14 protein-coding genes are annotated in these 16,766 nt (G+C 62.9%); 8 read left to right on the top strand and 6 right to left on the bottom strand.

The features are described 5' to 3' along the window. Positions 1–182: 182 nt before the first annotated feature. Positions 183–2,432 carry a polyphosphate kinase 1 gene (ppk1, locus tag D8767_RS01675; RefSeq protein WP_016712624.1) on the top strand — a complete coding sequence of 750 codons (2,250 nt, stop codon included), beginning with the start codon at positions 183–185 and terminating at the stop codon, positions 2,430–2,432. Here the strand turns inward: ppk1 and ppx are convergent. After that, positions 2,419–3,921 carry an exopolyphosphatase gene (ppx, locus tag D8767_RS01680; RefSeq protein ID WP_016712623.1) on the bottom strand — a complete coding sequence of 501 codons (1,503 nt, stop codon included), beginning with the start codon at positions 3,919–3,921 and terminating at the stop codon, positions 2,419–2,421. The two genes, ppk1 and ppx, sit on opposite strands and share 14 nt — an antisense overlap. A 256-nt stretch (positions 3,922–4,177) precedes the next feature. On the opposite strand from ppx, the gene trxA reads away from it, so the two are divergent. The 5 genes from trxA (at position 4,178) to D8767_RS01705 (ending at position 9,446) form a co-directional block, all read left to right on the top strand. Further along, positions 4,178–4,504, top strand: a complete 327-nt coding sequence (gene trxA, locus D8767_RS01685; RefSeq protein ID WP_016712622.1) for a thioredoxin TrxA — start codon at positions 4,178–4,180, stop codon at positions 4,502–4,504. A gap of 227 nt (positions 4,505–4,731) precedes the next feature. Continuing rightward, positions 4,732–5,991 (top strand): transcription termination factor Rho, encoded by a 1,260-nt coding sequence (gene rho, locus D8767_RS01690; RefSeq protein WP_003253661.1) that lies wholly within the window; start codon positions 4,732–4,734, stop codon positions 5,989–5,991. Between the two features lie 123 nt (positions 5,992–6,114). Beyond that, positions 6,115–7,581 (top strand): 4-hydroxy-3-polyprenylbenzoate decarboxylase, encoded by a 1,467-nt coding sequence (gene ubiD, locus D8767_RS01695; protein ID WP_016489755.1) that lies wholly within the window; start codon positions 6,115–6,117, stop codon positions 7,579–7,581. Beyond that, positions 7,581–8,549 carry a CDP-6-deoxy-delta-3,4-glucoseen reductase gene (locus D8767_RS01700; protein WP_016712621.1) on the top strand — a complete coding sequence of 323 codons (969 nt, stop codon included), beginning with the start codon at positions 7,581–7,583 and terminating at the stop codon, positions 8,547–8,549. Before ubiD ends, D8767_RS01700 begins: the two co-directional genes overlap by 1 nt. Positions 8,550–8,795: 246 nt before the next feature. After that, positions 8,796–9,446: a gamma-glutamylcyclotransferase gene (locus D8767_RS01705; RefSeq protein ID WP_016712620.1), complete on the top strand. Its 651-nt coding sequence runs from the start codon at positions 8,796–8,798 to the stop codon at positions 9,444–9,446. Between the two features lie 32 nt (positions 9,447–9,478). Here the strand turns inward: D8767_RS01705 and D8767_RS01710 are convergent, their stop codons facing one another. Beyond that, entirely contained in the window at positions 9,479–10,456 is a 978-nt protein-coding gene (locus tag D8767_RS01710; protein WP_016712619.1) for an NADPH:quinone oxidoreductase family protein, read from the bottom strand. Between the two features lie 169 nt (positions 10,457–10,625). On the opposite strand from D8767_RS01710, the gene D8767_RS01715 reads away from it, so the two are divergent. After that, complete coding sequence (locus tag D8767_RS01715; RefSeq protein ID WP_016712618.1) at positions 10,626–11,030, top strand: flagellar basal body-associated protein FliL; 405 nt, start codon at positions 10,626–10,628, stop codon at positions 11,028–11,030. A gap of 57 nt (positions 11,031–11,087) precedes the next feature. On the opposite strand, the gene D8767_RS01720 is transcribed toward D8767_RS01715, so the two are convergent. From D8767_RS01720 to D8767_RS01735, 4 genes are all read right to left on the bottom strand, one after another. Further along, positions 11,088–12,200, bottom strand: a complete 1,113-nt coding sequence (locus D8767_RS01720) for an ABC transporter permease (RefSeq protein ID WP_016712617.1) — start codon at positions 12,198–12,200, stop codon at positions 11,088–11,090. Between the two features lies 1 nt (position 12,201). After that, a complete protein-coding gene (gene rbbA, locus D8767_RS01725) occupies positions 12,202–14,922 on the bottom strand; it encodes a ribosome-associated ATPase/putative transporter RbbA (protein ID WP_016712616.1) in 2,721 nt (906 codons plus the stop codon). Beyond that, positions 14,919–15,878: an HlyD family secretion protein gene (locus tag D8767_RS01730; protein WP_016712615.1), complete on the bottom strand. Its 960-nt coding sequence runs from the start codon at positions 15,876–15,878 to the stop codon at positions 14,919–14,921. Before D8767_RS01730 ends, rbbA begins: the two co-directional genes overlap by 4 nt. A gap of 95 nt (positions 15,879–15,973) precedes the next feature. Beyond that, on the bottom strand, positions 15,974–16,423 hold the full coding sequence (locus D8767_RS01735) for an EVE domain-containing protein (RefSeq protein WP_028698407.1): 450 nt from the start codon (positions 16,421–16,423) through the stop codon (positions 15,974–15,976). A 179-nt stretch (positions 16,424–16,602) separates the two neighbouring features. Between D8767_RS01735 and D8767_RS28605 the strand changes: the two genes are divergently transcribed. Further along, positions 16,603–16,758 (top strand): hypothetical protein, encoded by a 156-nt coding sequence (locus D8767_RS28605; RefSeq protein WP_016712614.1) that lies wholly within the window; start codon positions 16,603–16,605, stop codon positions 16,756–16,758. The last annotated feature ends 8 nt before the right edge of the window (positions 16,759–16,766 follow it).

Consider the following 16,766-nt stretch of genomic DNA (forward strand, 5'->3'; position numbering starts at 1 on the left):
CCTACCCCTTCGCGCGCGTTCGTGAAAGTGTCCAAATGTGTCTCGACATGAACAATTCCTACTCAGACAATGCCAGAAGCCACGCGCCATGGCTTGCCCTGGTGTGTAACACAGGCGTCATAATGGGCGCTTATCTTGCCGCTCAATTGATGATAGGGCGTTAACGTCCTCAGGAACGCCAGATGAATAACGAAGTGCTCACCCCTGTCGCGATCAAGGATGCCCAGGAGCTCCCAGAAGAGATGGTGCAGACCCCGCCAGACCTGCCGCCTGCGCCCGAGCCGGTAGCGGAGCAGGTGGCCGAGCCTGTGGCCCCGGTGCCTGCCCCCGCGCCCGCCCCGGCGATCGCCGTCCCTGGCCTGGACGACAGCAGCCTGTACATTCATCGCGAACTCTCGCAGCTGCAGTTCAACATCCGCGTGCTGGAACAGGCGCTGGACGAGAGCTACCCGCTGCTCGAACGCCTCAAGTTCCTGTTGATCTTCTCCAGTAACCTCGACGAGTTCTTCGAGATCCGCGTCGCCGGCCTGAAGAAGCAGATCAACTTCGCCCGTGAGCAGGCTGGCGCCGACGGCCTGCAGCCGCACCAGGCGCTGGCGCGCATCAGCGAGCTGGTGCATATCGAGGTAGAGCGCCAGTACGCGATCCTCAACGACGTGCTGTTGCCAGAGCTGGAAAAACACCAGATCCGCTTCATTCGCCGCCGTTACTGGACGCCCAAGCTCAAGACCTGGGTGCGCCGCTACTTCCGCGACGAAATCGCCCCGATCATCACCCCGATCGGCCTCGATCCGACTCACCCGTTCCCGCTGCTGGTGAACAAGAGCCTCAACTTCATCGTCGAGCTCGAAGGTGTTGACGCCTTCGGTCGCGATTCAGGCCTGGCGATCATCCCGGCCCCACGCCTGCTGCCGCGGGTGATCCGCGTGCCGGAGGAGGTGGGTGGCCCAGGCGCCAACTACGTGTTCCTGTCGTCGATGATCCATGCGCATGCCGACGACCTGTTCCAGGGCATGAAGGTGAAGGGCTGCTACCAGTTCCGCCTGACCCGTAACGCCGACCTGGCGCTGGACTCCGAAGAAGTCGACGACCTGGCCCGCGCCCTGCGCGGCGAGCTGTTCTCGCGCCGTTACGGCGACGCCGTGCGCCTGGAGGTGGCAGACACCTGCCCGAAACACCTGTCGGACTACCTGCTCAAGCAGTTCAGCCTCAGCGAAAGCGAGCTGTACCAGGTCAATGGCCCGGTCAACCTCACCCGCCTGTTCAGCATCACCGGTCTGGACAGCCACCCGGAGCTGCAATACACGCCGTTCACCCCGGCGATTCCCAAACTGCTGCAGAACGCCGACAACATCTTCAGCGTGATCGGCAAGCAGGACATCCTGCTGATGCACCCGTTCGAGTCCTTCACCCCGGTGATCGACCTGCTGCGCCAAGCCGCCAAGGACCCGCATGTGCTTGCCGTGCGCCAGACCCTGTACCGCTCCGGGGCCAACTCGGAAATCGTCGATGCGCTGGTGGACGCGGCGCGTAACGGCAAGGAGGTCACCGCAGTGATCGAATTGCGCGCGCGCTTCGACGAAGAGTCCAACCTGCAGATGGCCAGCCGCCTGCAAGCGGCCGGTGCGGTGGTGATCTACGGCGTGGTCGGCTTCAAGACCCACGCCAAGATGATGCTGATCCTGCGCCGCGAGCAGGGCGAGATCGTGCGTTATGCGCACCTCGGTACCGGCAACTACCACGCCGGCAACGCCCGCCTGTACACCGACTACAGCCTGCTGACCTCTGACGACGCCCTCACCGAAGACGTCGGCAAGCTGTTCAGCCAGTTGATCGGTATGGGCAAGACCCTGCGCATGAAAAAGCTGCTGCACGCGCCGTTCACCCTGAAGAAGGGCATGCTCGACATGATCGCGCGGGAAACCCAGTTTGCCCTCGAAGGCAAGCCGGCGCACATCATTGCCAAGTTCAACTCGCTGACCGATGCCAAGGTCATCAAGGCACTGTACAAGGCCAGCCAGTCGGGCGTGAAGATCGACCTGGTGGTGCGTGGCATGTGCTGCTTGCGCCCAGGCATTCCGGGGGTTTCGCACAACATCCAGGTGCGCTCGATCATCGGCCGCTTCCTGGAGCACACACGGGTGTTCTACTTCCTCAATGGCGGCGAAGAGCAGATCTACCTGTCCAGCGCCGACTGGATGGAGCGCAACCTCGACAAGCGTGTGGAGACCTGCTTCCCGGTGGAAGGCAAGAAGCTGTTGCTGCGGGTGAAGAAGGAGCTGGAAGGCTACCTGACCGACAACACCCACGCCTGGACCTTGCAGCCAGACGGGCGCTACGTGCGCAGCACGCCAACCGGCAATCAGAACCCGCGCAGTGCCCAGGCGACCCTGCTGGAGCGCCTGAGCAACCCGGTCCTCAACGTACGCTGAGGACGAAGCCGACCCGGGTCAGCCACTCTGCCTCGTTGGCGAAGTCGGCCTGGGTCAGCTGGTTCTGTTCCAGCCAGCCTTCCGGGAAGGCGACATCGAGGCTGTCATCGGCAGCCTTGAGCTGAACTTTCGGCATCTGCTGGTTGCCACGGATGTGGTGGAACAGGATGGCGAAGCGCAGCAGCACGCACAGGCGTAGCAGCTTGACGCCTTCTTCACCCAGTTCGGCGAATTTGTCCTTGGGGATGTTGCGGCGGTGGCCGCGCACCAGCAGGGCCATCATCTGCTGGTCCTCGCGGGAAAAGCCCGACAGGTCGGAGTGCTCGATCAGGTAGGCGCCGTGCTTGTGGTAGTGGTAGTGGGCGATATCCAGGCCTATTTCATGCACTTTCGCCGCCCAGCCAAGCAGATCGCGCCAGTTTCCGTCTTTCAGGTCCCAGGCGTCGGCCACTTGGTCGAAGGCGTGCAACGCCTTGCGCTCGACGCGCGCGGCCTGGCCTTGGTCCACATGGTAGCGCTCCATCAGCGAGTTCAACGTACGTTCGCGCACGTCTTCATGGTGGTGGCGGCCGAGCAGGTCGAACAGCACACCTTCGCGCAGTGCGCCGTCGCAGTGGTCCATGCGCTGCAGCTCCAGGGCGTCGAAGATCGCCTCCAGAATCGCCAGGCCCGCCGGGAAGATGGTGCGGCGGTCCGGTTTGACGCCGTCGAAGTCGATCTTGTCGACCTCGCCCAGTTTGAACAGCTTGCGTTTGACCCAGGCCAGGCCTTCAGCGTTGACCTCGCCATTGCCCAGGCCGCCGGCCTTGATGGCGGCGCCGATGGCACGGATGGTGCCGGACGAGCCGATGGCCTCGTCCCAGGTCAGGCGGTGCAGGGCGTGTTCGATGCTCATCAGCTCCAGGCGTGCAGCGGTGTAGGCCTGTGCATAACGCGCCGGGGTGATCTTGCCGTCGCGGAAGTAGCGCTGGGTGAAGCTGACGCAGCCCATCTGCAGGCTTTCGCGCAGCAGCGGTTCGAAGCGCTGGCCGATGATGAATTCGGTACTGCCGCCGCCAATGTCGGCCACCAGGCGTTTGCCAGGGGTGTCGGCCAGGGTGTGCGATACGCCCAGGTAGATCAGGCGCGCCTCTTCACGGCCGGAGATGACCTCCACCGGGTGGCCGAGAATGGCCTCGGCGCGCTGGATGAATGCATTACGGTTGCGCGCTTCGCGCAGGGCGTTGGTACCGACGATACGCACGGCGCCGGCCGGCATGCCGTTGATCAGCTGTGCGAAGCGCTTGAGGCATTCGAGGCCCCGTTCCATGGCTTCTTCGCTAAGCAGGCGGTCCTCGCCGATGCCGGCGGCCAGCTGAACCTTCTCGCCCAGCCGCTCGAGAATGCGGATTTCGGTATGGTGGGCCTTGGCCACGACCATATGGAAACTGTTGGAGCCAAGGTCGATGGCAGCGATCAGGGACAGGTTCTTCGCGATGGTATGCGGCATGATCTGGTTGTTCTCGGTCGTTAACCCGGCAATCGTGCCACGATAGCAGGCTGTCGCCAACGCGTGACACGCAGCCGGTGTGCTGGCCTTGATGCAAGGCAATGTGCCATTCGATTCTATGACGGCTGTATGACAGTTTCGATTCGCGGCGTCTTGCACAACTATAGTTACACTCAATCGTCCGCAGCTTCCTGTAGACGGCAGGGGCGGCTATGATGGGCAACGTTTTTTATTGCTTACGACCTTGGAGATTTCCATGAGCGACAAAATCAAACACGTCACCGACGCCAGCTTCGACGCCGACGTACTGCAGGCTCAAGGCCCGGTGCTGGTCGACTACTGGGCTGAATGGTGCGGCCCATGCAAGATGATCGCTCCGGTTCTGGACGACATCGCTGCCACCTACGAGGGCAAACTGACCGTCGCCAAGCTGAACATCGACGAGAACCAGGAAACCCCGGCCAAGCACGGCGTGCGTGGTATCCCGACGCTGATGCTGTTCAAGAACGGCAACGTCGAAGCCACCAAGGTTGGCGCTCTGTCCAAATCGCAGCTGGCGGCGTTCCTTGACGCCCACCTGTGATGTGAAAAGGCCCCGCAAATGCGGGGCTTTTCTTTTTCAGAGCACTAGACGCAGAAAAAAGCAAGTGTTACATTCGGCCTCGCACTGCTTTTCCAGTGCCCTCTACACGCCGTCGCCGAAGCATCCCTAATTCGAATCAGTACGCGATCCTGTCGCCATCTAGCGGCGCGGCCTCATTAAGCCAGAAGCTTAATTCTCCCTTCTTACATGATTACGTCACTCCCCTTATGAACCTGACTGAACTCAAGCAAAAGCCGATTACCGATCTTTTGGAAATGGCCGAACAGATGGGCATCGAAAACATGGCCCGTTCGCGCAAACAGGACGTGATTTTCGCCCTGCTGAAGAAGCACGCGAAAAGCGGCGAAGAGATCTCGGGTGACGGCGTGCTGGAGATTCTCCAGGATGGTTTCGGTTTCCTGCGTTCGGCTGATGCGTCCTACCTGGCCGGCCCAGACGATATCTACGTCTCGCCTAGCCAGATCCGCCGTTTCAACCTGCGTACCGGCGACACCATCGTCGGCAAGATCCGCCCACCTAAGGAAGGGGAGCGTTACTTCGCCCTGCTGAAGGTCGACACCATCAACTTCGACCGCCCGGAAAACGCGAAGAACAAGATCCTGTTCGAAAACCTGACGCCGCTGTTCCCGAACAAGCGCCTGAAGATGGAGGCCGGTAACGGCTCCACCGAAGACCTGACCGGTCGCGTCATCGACCTGTGCGCCCCGATCGGCAAAGGCCAGCGTGGCCTGATCGTTGCTCCGCCAAAAGCGGGCAAGACGATCATGCTGCAGAACATCGCGGCCAACATCACCCGTAACAACCCCGAGTGCCACCTGATCGTCCTGCTGATCGACGAGCGCCCGGAAGAAGTGACCGAAATGCAGCGCACCGTGCGCGGCGAAGTGGTTGCCTCCACCTTCGACGAGCCGCCAACCCGCCACGTGCAGGTTGCCGAAATGGTGATCGAAAAGGCCAAGCGCCTGGTCGAGCACAAGAAGGACGTGGTCATCCTGCTGGACTCCATCACCCGTCTGGCGCGTGCCTACAACACCGTGATCCCGAGCTCCGGCAAGGTGCTGACCGGTGGTGTCGACGCCCACGCCCTGGAGAAGCCGAAGCGCTTCTTTGGTGCTGCGCGTAACATCGAGGAAGGCGGCTCGCTGACCATTATCGCCACCGCGCTGGTCGAAACCGGCTCGAAGATGGACGAAGTGATCTACGAAGAGTTCAAGGGCACCGGTAACATGGAGCTGCCACTGGACCGCCGCATCGCCGAGAAGCGCGTGTTCCCGGCCATCAACATCAACCGTTCCGGTACCCGCCGCGAAGAGTTGCTGACCGCCGACGACGAACTGCAGCGCATGTGGATTCTGCGCAAGCTGCTGCATCCGATGGACGAAATCGCCGCCATCGAGTTCCTGGTCGACAAGCTCAAGCAGACCAAGACCAACGACGAGTTCTTCTTGTCGATGAAGCGCAAGTAACATCGTCGTACCACGCAAAAGCCGGGGAAACCCGGCTTTTTGCTATCTGTACTTTGGCTATTGCGGCCCTATCGGCGCTACACTCTGCACCCCCGACCGATACGGCCAACACGAGGCTCATGCATGCAGTATCGCGACTTGCGCGACTTCATCCGTGGCCTGGAGCAGCGCGGCGAACTCAAGCGCATCCAGGTTCCGATTTCCCCCGTTCTGGAAATGACCGAGGTCTGCGACCGCACCTTGCGTGCCAAGGGCCCGGCGTTGCTGTTCGAAAAGCCCACCGGCTTCGACATCCCGGTACTCGGTAACCTGTTCGGTACGCCAGAGCGCGTGGCCATGGGCATGGGCGCCGAGTCGGTCGACGAACTGCGCGAGATCGGCAAGCTGCTGGCGTTCCTCAAGGAACCCGAGCCGCCGAAGGGCCTGAAGGATGCCTGGTCCAAGCTGCCGATCTTCAAGAAGGTCGTCTCCATGGCGCCGAAGGTGGTCAAGGACGCGGTGTGCCAGGAAGTGGTGGTCGAAGGTGACGATGTCGACCTCGGCGCGCTGCCGATCCAGCACTGCTGGCCCGGCGACGTGGCGCCGCTGATCACCTGGGGCCTTACCGTTACCCGTGGCCCGAACAAGGACCGCCAGAACCTAGGCATCTACCGCCAGCAGGTCATCGGCCGCAACAAGGTCATCATGCGCTGGCTCAGCCACCGTGGTGGCGCCCTGGACTACCGCGAGTGGTGCGAGAAAAACCCCGGCCAGCCGTTCCCGGTTGCCGTGGCGCTGGGCGCTGACCCGGCGACCATCCTTGGTGCCGTGACCCCGGTACCGGACACCCTCTCCGAGTACGCCTTCGCTGGCCTGCTGCGCGGTAACCGCACCGAGCTGGTCAAATGCCGTGGCAGCAACCTTCAGGTGCCGGCCACCGCCGAAATCATCCTGGAAGGTGTGATTCACCCGGGCGAAATGGCCCCGGAAGGCCCGTACGGCGACCACACCGGCTACTACAACGAAGTGGACAGCTTCCCGGTGTTCACCGTCGAGCGCATCACTCACCGGCAGAAACCGATCTACCACAGCACCTACACCGGCCGGCCGCCAGATGAGCCGGCAATCCTCGGTGTGGCGTTGAACGAAGTGTTCGTGCCGATCCTGCAGAAGCAGTTCCCGGAAATCACCGACTTCTACCTGCCGCCGGAAGGCTGCTCGTACCGTATGGCGGTGGTGACCATGAAGAAGCAGTACCCAGGCCACGCCAAGCGCGTGATGCTGGGTGTGTGGTCGTTCCTGCGACAGTTCATGTACACCAAGTTCGTTATTGTGACCGATGACGATATCAACGCCCGTGACTGGAACGATGTGATCTGGGCCATTACCACGCGCATGGACCCCAAGCGTGATACGGTGATGATCGACAACACGCCGATCGACTACCTGGACTTCGCGTCGCCGGTATCGGGGCTGGGGTCGAAGATGGGCCTGGACGCCACGCACAAGTGGCCGGGCGAGACTACACGCGAATGGGGACGGGTCATCGTCAAGGACGAAGCCGTCACCCGCCGTATCGATGAGCTGTGGGATCAGTTGGGAATAGATTGATGCAGGTAACGTTGCAGCCGTCCGGGGCGGTGCTGGCGCTCGAACCCGGGGAACGGATCCTGGATGGAGCGCGGCGGCTGGGCTATGACTGCCCGAACAGCTGCCGCAATGGCAATTGCCATGTCTGCGCCGCGTTGTTGGTCGAAGGCCGGGTACGGCAGGACGGCGAAGTCCGCGACCATGGCGAGTTGTTCACCTGCATTGCCGAACCGCTGGAGGACTGTGTGTTGCTCTGGGACGGTGTGCTCGCCCTGGGCGAGCTGCCAGTGCGCAAACTGGCGTGCAGCGTCAGTGAGTGCGTCGACGTCGGTGGCGACGTGTGGCGGGTGCGTTTGCGCGCGCCAGCCGGCAAGCCGCCGCGTTACCACGCCGGGCAGTACCTGATGATCGAGCGCGAGGGCGGCAAGCAGGCGGCCTTCTCGCTGGCCTCCGCGCCTCACGCTGGTCGTGAGCTGGAGCTGCATGTGCTGGCGCGTGAGCCCAGTGCGCTGCAACTGATCGAGCAACTCAAGCGTGACGGTTTGGCGCGCATCGAAATGCCGTTCGGCGACACTCATCTGGCCGAGCTGCCGGATGGGCCGCTGGTGCTGATCGCCGCGGGTACCGGCATGGGCCAGATGCACAGCCTGGTCGAGCATTGCCGGGCCAAGGGCTTCAAGCACCCAGTGCACCTTTACTGGGGCGTGCGCAGGCCCGAAGACTTCTACCAGATCGAGCACTGGGATGAATGGCAGCGTCTGCCCAACCTGTTCCTGCATCAGGTTGTCAGCGACCTGTGCGGCTGGGAAGGCCGTTGCGGCATGTTGCACGAGGCGGTTTGCGAGGACATTGCCGACCTCAACACCGTGTATGTGTATGCCAGTGGTTCCCCAAACATGATCTACGCCACCCTCGATGCCCTGGTCGAAGCCGGCATGGATGCACACCGCATGCGTGCGGATGTGTTTGCCTACGCACCGCGCGGTTAATAACCGAAGTTTGAAAGTGTGGGTATAAGGCGGTAATTGTTACCGCCTTGGCTAATAACTTTCACCGCTGTTGAAACAGTACTCCCCAGTCGTCGGAACCGCGCATGAAACACTGACGCGAGGGCTTGAGTATTCCTGCCGTTCTGGCCTATGGTTACTGCAAGCGCCCTTGGTATAGAGGCCTTGGGCCGCTGCGTAATCGAATCTCGCTACATCCGTAGTTCACGGGGATAATGGCGGCAGCTTATGTCGGCACTTGAAAGTATGTCCTGGGAAGTTTCATATCCTCCGGCACTCGACTTTGGTCAGCAACATACTCACGACCAGTTGTTCAACTCGATGAAGACGACCATGTCGCGCCATCAGGGTGGGCCAGTGTGGTTGTTTGCCTATGGTTCATTGATCTGGCGGCCGGAATGCAATTCGGTAGAACGCCAGCGCGCGCGGGTGCATGGCTATCACCGGGGCTTGTACCTGTGGTCGCACGAACATCGTGGTACCCCGGAAACTCCCGGGCTGGTGTTTGGCCTGGACCGTGGCGGTTCCTGCAGCGGCTTTGCCTACCGGCTGGATGAAAGCAACCTGGACGACTCGCTGATGGCCCTGTGGCAGCGCGAGATGCCGTACCCGGCATACCGACCGCACTGGCTCACCTGCCGGCTGGGCGATGGTAGCAAGGTGCAGGCTTTAGGCTTTGTGCTGGAGCGGCATTTGCCGTGCTATGCGGGGAACTTGCCAGATACCTTGCTCAGCCAGATTCTGGCCAGTGCCAAGGGGCGTTATGGCACCACGCGGGACTACGTGGAGCAGACGTTGAATGCCTTGCGCAGCCACCAGATGCCCGATCGTAACCTGGAGGCGCGGTTTCGACGCTGTCATAACCTGCGGGAAGTCTGAGCTTTTGGGGCCGCTGTGCGGCCCCAGAATAATCAGTGCATCTGCACCACCAACTTACCCACTGCCTGCCGCTGCCCCAACTTCTCGATGGCAGCCCCAGCCTCAGCCAGTGGATAAGTCTGCGACACCAGCGGTTTCAACTTGCCCTCGGCATGCCAGGCAAACAGCTGCTTGAAGTTAGCCGTATTGTCTTCCGGCTGGCGCTGTGCAAACGCCCCCCAGAACACCCCCAGCACTGCCGCGCCCTTGAGCAACACCAGGTTGGCCGCCAACTGCGGGATGGTCCCGCTGGCAAAGCCCACCACCAGCAGCCGGCCATTCCAGGCTAGCCCGCGCACGGCCTGCTCGAACAGCTCACCACCGACCGGGTCGTAGATGACATCCACACCCTGGCCACCGGTCAGCCGCTTGATCTCGTCGCGCAGGCTGGCCTGGCTATAGTCGATCAGCTCATCCGCCCCGGCCGCCTTGGCCACGGCCAGTTTCTCGGCACTGCTGGCCGCCGCGATCACCCGTGCACCCATGGCCTTGCCGATTTCCACTGCCGCCAGCCCAACACCGCCGGAAGCGCCCAACACCAGCAGGGTTTCACCTGCTTGCAGTTGGCCACGCTGGCGCAGGGCGTGCATGGAGGTGCCGTAGGTCATGCCGAATGCCGCAGCGGTGGTGAAGTCCATGCTCGCCGGGATCGGCAGTACGTTGTAGAACGGCACCGCCACCTGTTCGGCGAACGCGCCCCAGCCGGTCAGCGCCATGACCCGGTCACCCACCTTGAACGCACCGGCCTTTTCTCCGACCGCAGCCACCACGCCCGCTGCTTCGCCACCCGGCGAGAATGGCAGCGGCGGCTGGAACTGGTACTTGCCTTCGATGATCAGGGTGTCGGGGAAGTTGACCCCGGCGGCCTGCACATCCAGCAGGATCTCGTTCTTCTTCGGCAGCGGGCTGGCCACGTCTTCCAGCACCAGGTTGCGCGCCGGGCCCAGGGTTTTGCACAACACAGCTTTCATCGGGGCTATTCCTTTGCGGGTAGTGGCCGATAAGTGTAGGAGGGCCACCTGCCGGGTCAACGAGCATGGCCCGCCCTGATGTGCAGGCATAAGTGCCGGCATAAGCCCGGGCTTGGGTTTGAGCGGTGTGCTGGGTAAGCTGGCGCCAACTGTATTGAGGAGCGAATTCGTGAAAGCGTGGATCTTGATGGTATTGGCGCTGCTGCTGCCGGCTGCGGCCATGGCCGAAGAAGCCAAGGAAGGGGCGCCCAAGGTCGCCTACATCAGCCTGAGCCCGCCCTTTGTTGGCAACTATGCCCTCGACGGCGGCCCACGGCTGCGTGTGTACAAGGCCGATGTGGCCCTACGCGTGACGGGCGATGAAGCCGCCAAGGCGGTGCAGCACCATGAACCGCTGATCCGCAACCAGCTGGTGGCACTGTTCACCCAGCAGACGGTGGACAGCATGAGCAACGTCGAAGCCAAGGAACACCTGCGTCAGGAGGCGCTGAAGCAGGTGCAGCAGGTGCTGGAAGCAGAAGAGGGCAAGCCGATTGTTGAAGACTTGCTGTTCAACAACCTGATCGTGCAGTGATCAATTGTGGGAGCGGGCGTGTCCGCTCCCACAGATGCCTCCACGGTGCCTGCGTTATCAGGACGCCAGGCTCCGACGAAACCGCGCCAGCGCCACGCTGAAGAACACCAGGCCGATCAGGCCCAGCGCCAGGATATCCGGCCATACCACCGCCCAGCCTGCATCCCGGAACAGGATCGCAGCCCCCAGGCTGACGAAGTGCGTCGACGGCGAGCCCTGCATCACCCACTGTAACCACTGCGGCATGCTGTCCAGCGGTGTGCTGCCGCCTGACAGCAACAGCATCGGGATGATCACCGGGATCGCCAGCAGGCCGAACTGCGGTGTCGAGCGCGCCAGGGTGGCGAGGAAGATGCCCAGCGCGGTACTGGCGAACAGGTACAGCGCCGTCACGGCCAGGAACAGCCCCATCGAGCCGGACAACGGCACGCCCAGCGCACCTTTCACCACCACCACCAGCGAAATCCACGTGCAGATCACCACTACCAGCGCGTTGCTGCCAATCTTCGCCAGCATGATTTCCAGTGCCGTCAGCGGCAGCACCAGCAGGTGGTCGAGGGTGCCGTGCTCACGCTCACGCAGCAGCGCGGTGCCGGTCAGGATGATCGCCAGAATGGTGATGTTGTTGACGATCTGGATCACCGCCAGAAACCAACCGCCCTCCAGGTTGGGGTTGAACAGCGCTTTGGGGTTGATCAGCACTGGGCTTTGCACATTGGCGCGTTGGCTGTAGTCGAGCAGTTCACGCTCGAAGATGCGGCCGATATAGCCCGCGCCCATGAACGCCTGGCTCATGGCCGTGGCATCGACATTGATCTGCAATTCCGGCGAGCGCCCGGCCAACAGGTCGCTCTGGAAATTCACCGGCACATTGATCACGAAGGTGTACTGGCCGCTGTCCATGGCCTGGTCCAGGTGCTCCGGTGCCAGCGGCACGGCGGGCTGGAACTCGGGCGGTTGCAAGGCTTCGCTAAGCTTGCGTGAGAGCAGGCTGTGGTCTTCGTCCACCACCGCGACGCTGGCGTTGTGCACGCCAATCACCGAGCCGGCTGCCGGCATGTAGATCGCCACGCTGAAGGCATACAGCAGGAACAGCAGCAGGACGCTGTCGTGGCGCAGGCTGGTCAGTTCTTTCAGGCCCAGGCGCAGGGTGTGGTTCAGGCGCGACATGTCAGGCCTCCTGCTTCTTCAGCATGGCCAGGCTCAGGCCGGTGAACGCGGCAAAGAAGCCCAGCAGGATCAGGCACTGCGGCCACAGTTCGCGCAGGCCCAGTGCCTTGGTGAAGGTGCCGACCGCGATATCGAGGAAATAGCCCGCCGGGAACAGCTGGCCCATCACCGCCGCTGCGCCGTCCAGCGACGAGCGTGGCACGATCAGCCCGGAAAACTGGATGGTTGGCAGGCTGGTGATGATCATGGTGCCCAGGATGGCCGCGATCTGGGTGCGGGTGAACGCCGAGATCAGCAGGCCCAGGCTGGTGGTGGCCAGCAGGTAGGCCACACCCCCGCAGGCCAGGGCCAGCACGCTGCCCTTTAGCGGCACGGCGAACAGCCAGCGGTTCATCGCCACCAGCAGCGCCAGGTTGACCAGGCTCACGGCAAGGTAGGGCATCTGCTTGCCCAGCAGGAACTCCAGGCGCGTGAGGGGGGTGGCATAGAAGTTGGTGATGGAGCCCAGCTCTTTCTCGCGGACGATGCCCAGCGCAGTAAGCATGGCCGGGATGAAGGCCAGGATCAGTGCCATCACGCCCGGGCCGATGGCATTCACGCTGACCACGTCCTGGTTGTAGCGAAAACGCGTTTCCAGGCGCACCAGGTCCTGCCGCGCCTGCGGCTGTGGGCTGGCCCTTGCCAATTGCTCCAGGTTGGCCTGGTGCACGGCTTCCACGTAGTTGCGGCTGGTTTCTGCACGGAACGGCATGCCGCCGTCGAGCCAGGCTGCCACCACCGGCTGGCGTCCGGCATACAGGTCACGCCCAAAACCGGGAGGAATCTCCAGCGCCAGTTTGATTTCCGAGCGTTGCAGGCGCTGGTGCATTTCGCGGCTGTCGCGGATCGGCGCCTGCTCGGCGAAATACCGTGAGCCACGGAAGGCCTCAAGGTAGGCCCGGCTTTGCGGGCTCTGGTCCTGGTCGTGTACAGCAAAGGCAAGGTTTTCCACATCCAGCGAAATGCCGTAGCCGAAGATCACCATCATGAACAGCGCACCCAGCAGGGCGAAGGCCAGGCGTACCTTGTCGCGCAGCAGCTCCTTGCCCTCGCGGCTGGCCACCGCCAGCAGGCGGCGCAGGCTGAAGCCCCGGCGCAGCGGCGGCGCGGCCGTGGCGGCCTGCTCCAGCACAGCGTTGTCCGTGGCTTGTGGTGCCAGCGCCTGGGCTTGCTCCAGGCAGCGCACGAATGCGTCCTCCAGGGTGTGGCCGTGGTACTGGCGCTGCAACGCCTCCGGTGTGTCGCAGGCCAGTACCCGCCCGGCATGCATCAGCGAGATGCGGTCGCAGCGCTGGGCTTCGTTCATGAAGTGAGTGGAAAGGAAAATGGTCACGCCTTGCTCGCGGGATAGTTCTACCAGCAGGCGCCAGAAGTCGTCGCGGGCGGCCGGGTCGACGCCAGAGGTCGGTTCGTCGAGGATCAACACTTCCGGGCGGTGCAGCACCGCCACCGCCAACGACAGGCGCTGACGCAGGCCAAGGGGCAGGGCGCCGGACGGCTGGTCGGCGATAGCGGCGAGGTCGAAGCGCCCTATCAATTCGTCGATGCGCTGGGCGCTTTCGGCTTTGGGCAGGTCGAACAGGCGGGCATGCAAGGCCAGGTTTTGCCGGGTGCTGAGCTCACCATACAGCGAGAAGCTCTGCGACATGAAACCGACCCGCTTGCGCGTGGCCAGGTCGCTGGCGTCCACCGGGCGCCCCAGCAGGCTGGCGCTGCCCTCGCTGGCCGGCATCAGGCCGGTGAGCACTTTCATGGTGGTTGTCTTGCCGCAGCCGTTGGAGCCGAGGAAGCCGAAGATCTCCCCACGACCGATGGCGAAGCTGACCTTGTTCACGGCTGTAAAGTCGCCAAAGCGCAGGGTCAGGTCGTGGGCCTCAATGGCGATCTGGCCGTCCTTGGCCTCACGCGGCGGGATGGTCAGGGGTTGATGCTGCGCCTTGCCTGCGCCCTGGTAGTGGGTAAAGGCGTCGTCCAGCTTGCCACTGGGGGTGGCTGCGGCCAGCTCATGACTAGGGCCTGCGGCCAGCAGGCGGCCGCCATCGAGCATCAGGCAATGCTCGAATTGTTCGGCTTCTTCCATGTAGGCGGTGGCCACCAACAGGGTCAATTGGGGGCGTTGTGCGCGTACCTGTTCGACCAGCTCCCAGAAGCGCCGCCGCGACAACGGGTCTACGCCAGTGGTCGGCTCGTCGAGGATCAGCAGGTCCGGCTCGTGGATCAACGCGCAGCACAGGCCCAGCTTCTGCTTCATGCCGCCTGACAGCTTGCCGGCCGGCCGCTCGGCAAAGCGCTGCAGGTCGGTGGCTTGCAGCAGGTTGGCCATACGCTGCTCGCACTCGCGCCGGCCCAGCCCGAACAGGGTGGCGAAAAAGCGGATGTTCTCGCTGATCGACAGTTCCGGGTACAGGTTGTTGCCCAGCCCCTGCGGCATGAACGCCACCTTCGGGTACAGCGCCGCCCGATGACGGCGCTGGCGGATCGAGCCGCCCAGCACCTGCAACTCGCCCTGTTGCAGGCGCTTCACGCCGGCGATCAGCCCAAGGAGGGTCGATTTGCCCGCGCCGTCAGGGCCGATCAGTGCGCAGCGGGTACCGGCAGGCAGGCTGAAACCCAGTGTATGCAGCGCCGTCAGGTCGCCATAGCGGTGGCTGATACCCTCGGCCAGCAGTGCCGGGGCGTTCATTGCAGGTTGGCCGGCCAGTCCACCTCAGCCGTGCGCACGTAGCCGGCGCCAGGCATGCCCGGTTTGGCCTGCGGCACGGTGCCCGGATCGGTCAGGCGCAGTTTTACCCGGAACACCAGCTTCTGCCGCTCGTCGCGGGTTTCCACCTGTTTGGGGGTGAACTGGGCCTTGGCCGCAACGAAAGCCACTTTCGCCGCAAGGGCGCGTTCGGGCAGGGCGTCGAGCACGATCCGCGCCTGGTCGCCTACCGTCAGCCGGCCGCTGGTGGAAGCTGGGAGGTACAGGTTCATGTACTGGTCGCTGGGGTCGATCAGCATCAGCACGCGGCCGCCAGCACCCAGCACTTCACCGGGTTCGGCCAGGCGCAACTGGATAATGCCGTCGATGGGCGCACGCAGGCTGCTGTCGTCGATTTCACTGGTGAGCTGGGCCACCTGGGCTTCGGCGGCGCCGATGGCGGCCTTGATTGCTGCCAGCTGGGCGCGGGCCGCGACCACGGCCGAGTTGGCCGTGTCGAAGCGCGCCTGCTGTTGGTCGAGCAACTGCTGGCTGGCGTACTTGCGCTGGAAAATTTCGCGCACGCGCTTGAGTTCCTGGCTGGCCAGCAGCAATTCGCTCTGGCGCAACTGTACGGACGCTTGGGCCGCTGCGTAGTTTTCCCGGGCGCGCAGCACTTCGGCTTCGGCCTGGCTGCGCTGGGCTTCCATGGTGCGGGTGTCGATACGTGCCAGCAACTGGCCGCGGGTGACCTTGTCGCCTTCGTCGACCAGCACTTCGGCCAGGCGACCGGGGATTTTGCTGGCGATTTGCACTTCTGTGGCCTCCAGGCGGCCATTTCCCATGCTCAGGCCTTCGGGCAACTGGTCGTGGAGCGATTTCCAGTACCCCAGACCACCGGCTGTTGCCAGCAGGGCGATCAGTGCGGTGGCGAAGATTCTGGGGGCATATCGGTTCATCGTTCTGCATCCTTGCGGTCATGCACAGCACATCATGGCGCGCGGCCCTGTATGGCGTGTTGATATCGGTCAAACCCTTGACCTTAGCTGCACATTCAACGCAACGCGACAATCACCGCCCATTGTTCGGGTGTTACCGGCATCACCGACAGGCGGCTGCCTTTTTGCACCAGCGGCAACTCGGCCAGGCCGGCTTGTTGTTTCAGCCAGCCCAACTCCAGCACCCGAGGCAGGGTTTGCACATGGGCCACATCCACCGCGCTCCACGGGTTTTTCTCGGGCGTGGCCTTGGCATCGTAATAGTGGCTTTGCGGGTCCAGCGCGGTCGGGTCGGGGTAGGCTGCGCGAACGATCCTGGCAATGCCGGCGATGCCCGGTTGCGGGCAGCTGGAGTGGTAGAAGAAAAATTCGTCACCCACGCTCATGGCCCGCAGGAAATTACGCGCCTGATAGTTGCGCACGCCGTCCCAGCGCGCTTCGCCCAAGCGGCCGAGGGCTTCGATGGAGAGCTCGTCGGGCTCGGATTTCATCAGCCAATAGGCCATGGATGTCGCTCCTGAAAAGGTTTGAAATAACCTGTTGCACGAAACCGACAGCCGGTTGGCGTCAAGGTTTGCGTGCGGACGCAGGTTGTCGGAAAATGCGCCCCGTTTAAAGCGCTATGCGCTGGCGATTCCCAGAAAATCGCCGCGCACTGAACAGTTTGCCTGGGGGGCATTCTTCGATGAATCAACGTAAAAAGCCGGATCTGCTGTGGATCCTGGTGTTCATTTTTGGCCTGGGTGTGGTCACTACCGGTTATGCGCAAGGGTTCTGGGAGCGCAAGCTGGACAACGCCTACCAGATGCCGGTCGACGCCATCCAGCCACAACAACGTTGATGCCCTTG

Source organism: Pseudomonas sp. LTGT-11-2Z (assembly GCF_003691445.1).
GTDB lineage: Bacteria > Pseudomonadota > Gammaproteobacteria > Pseudomonadales > Pseudomonadaceae > Aquipseudomonas > Aquipseudomonas monteilii.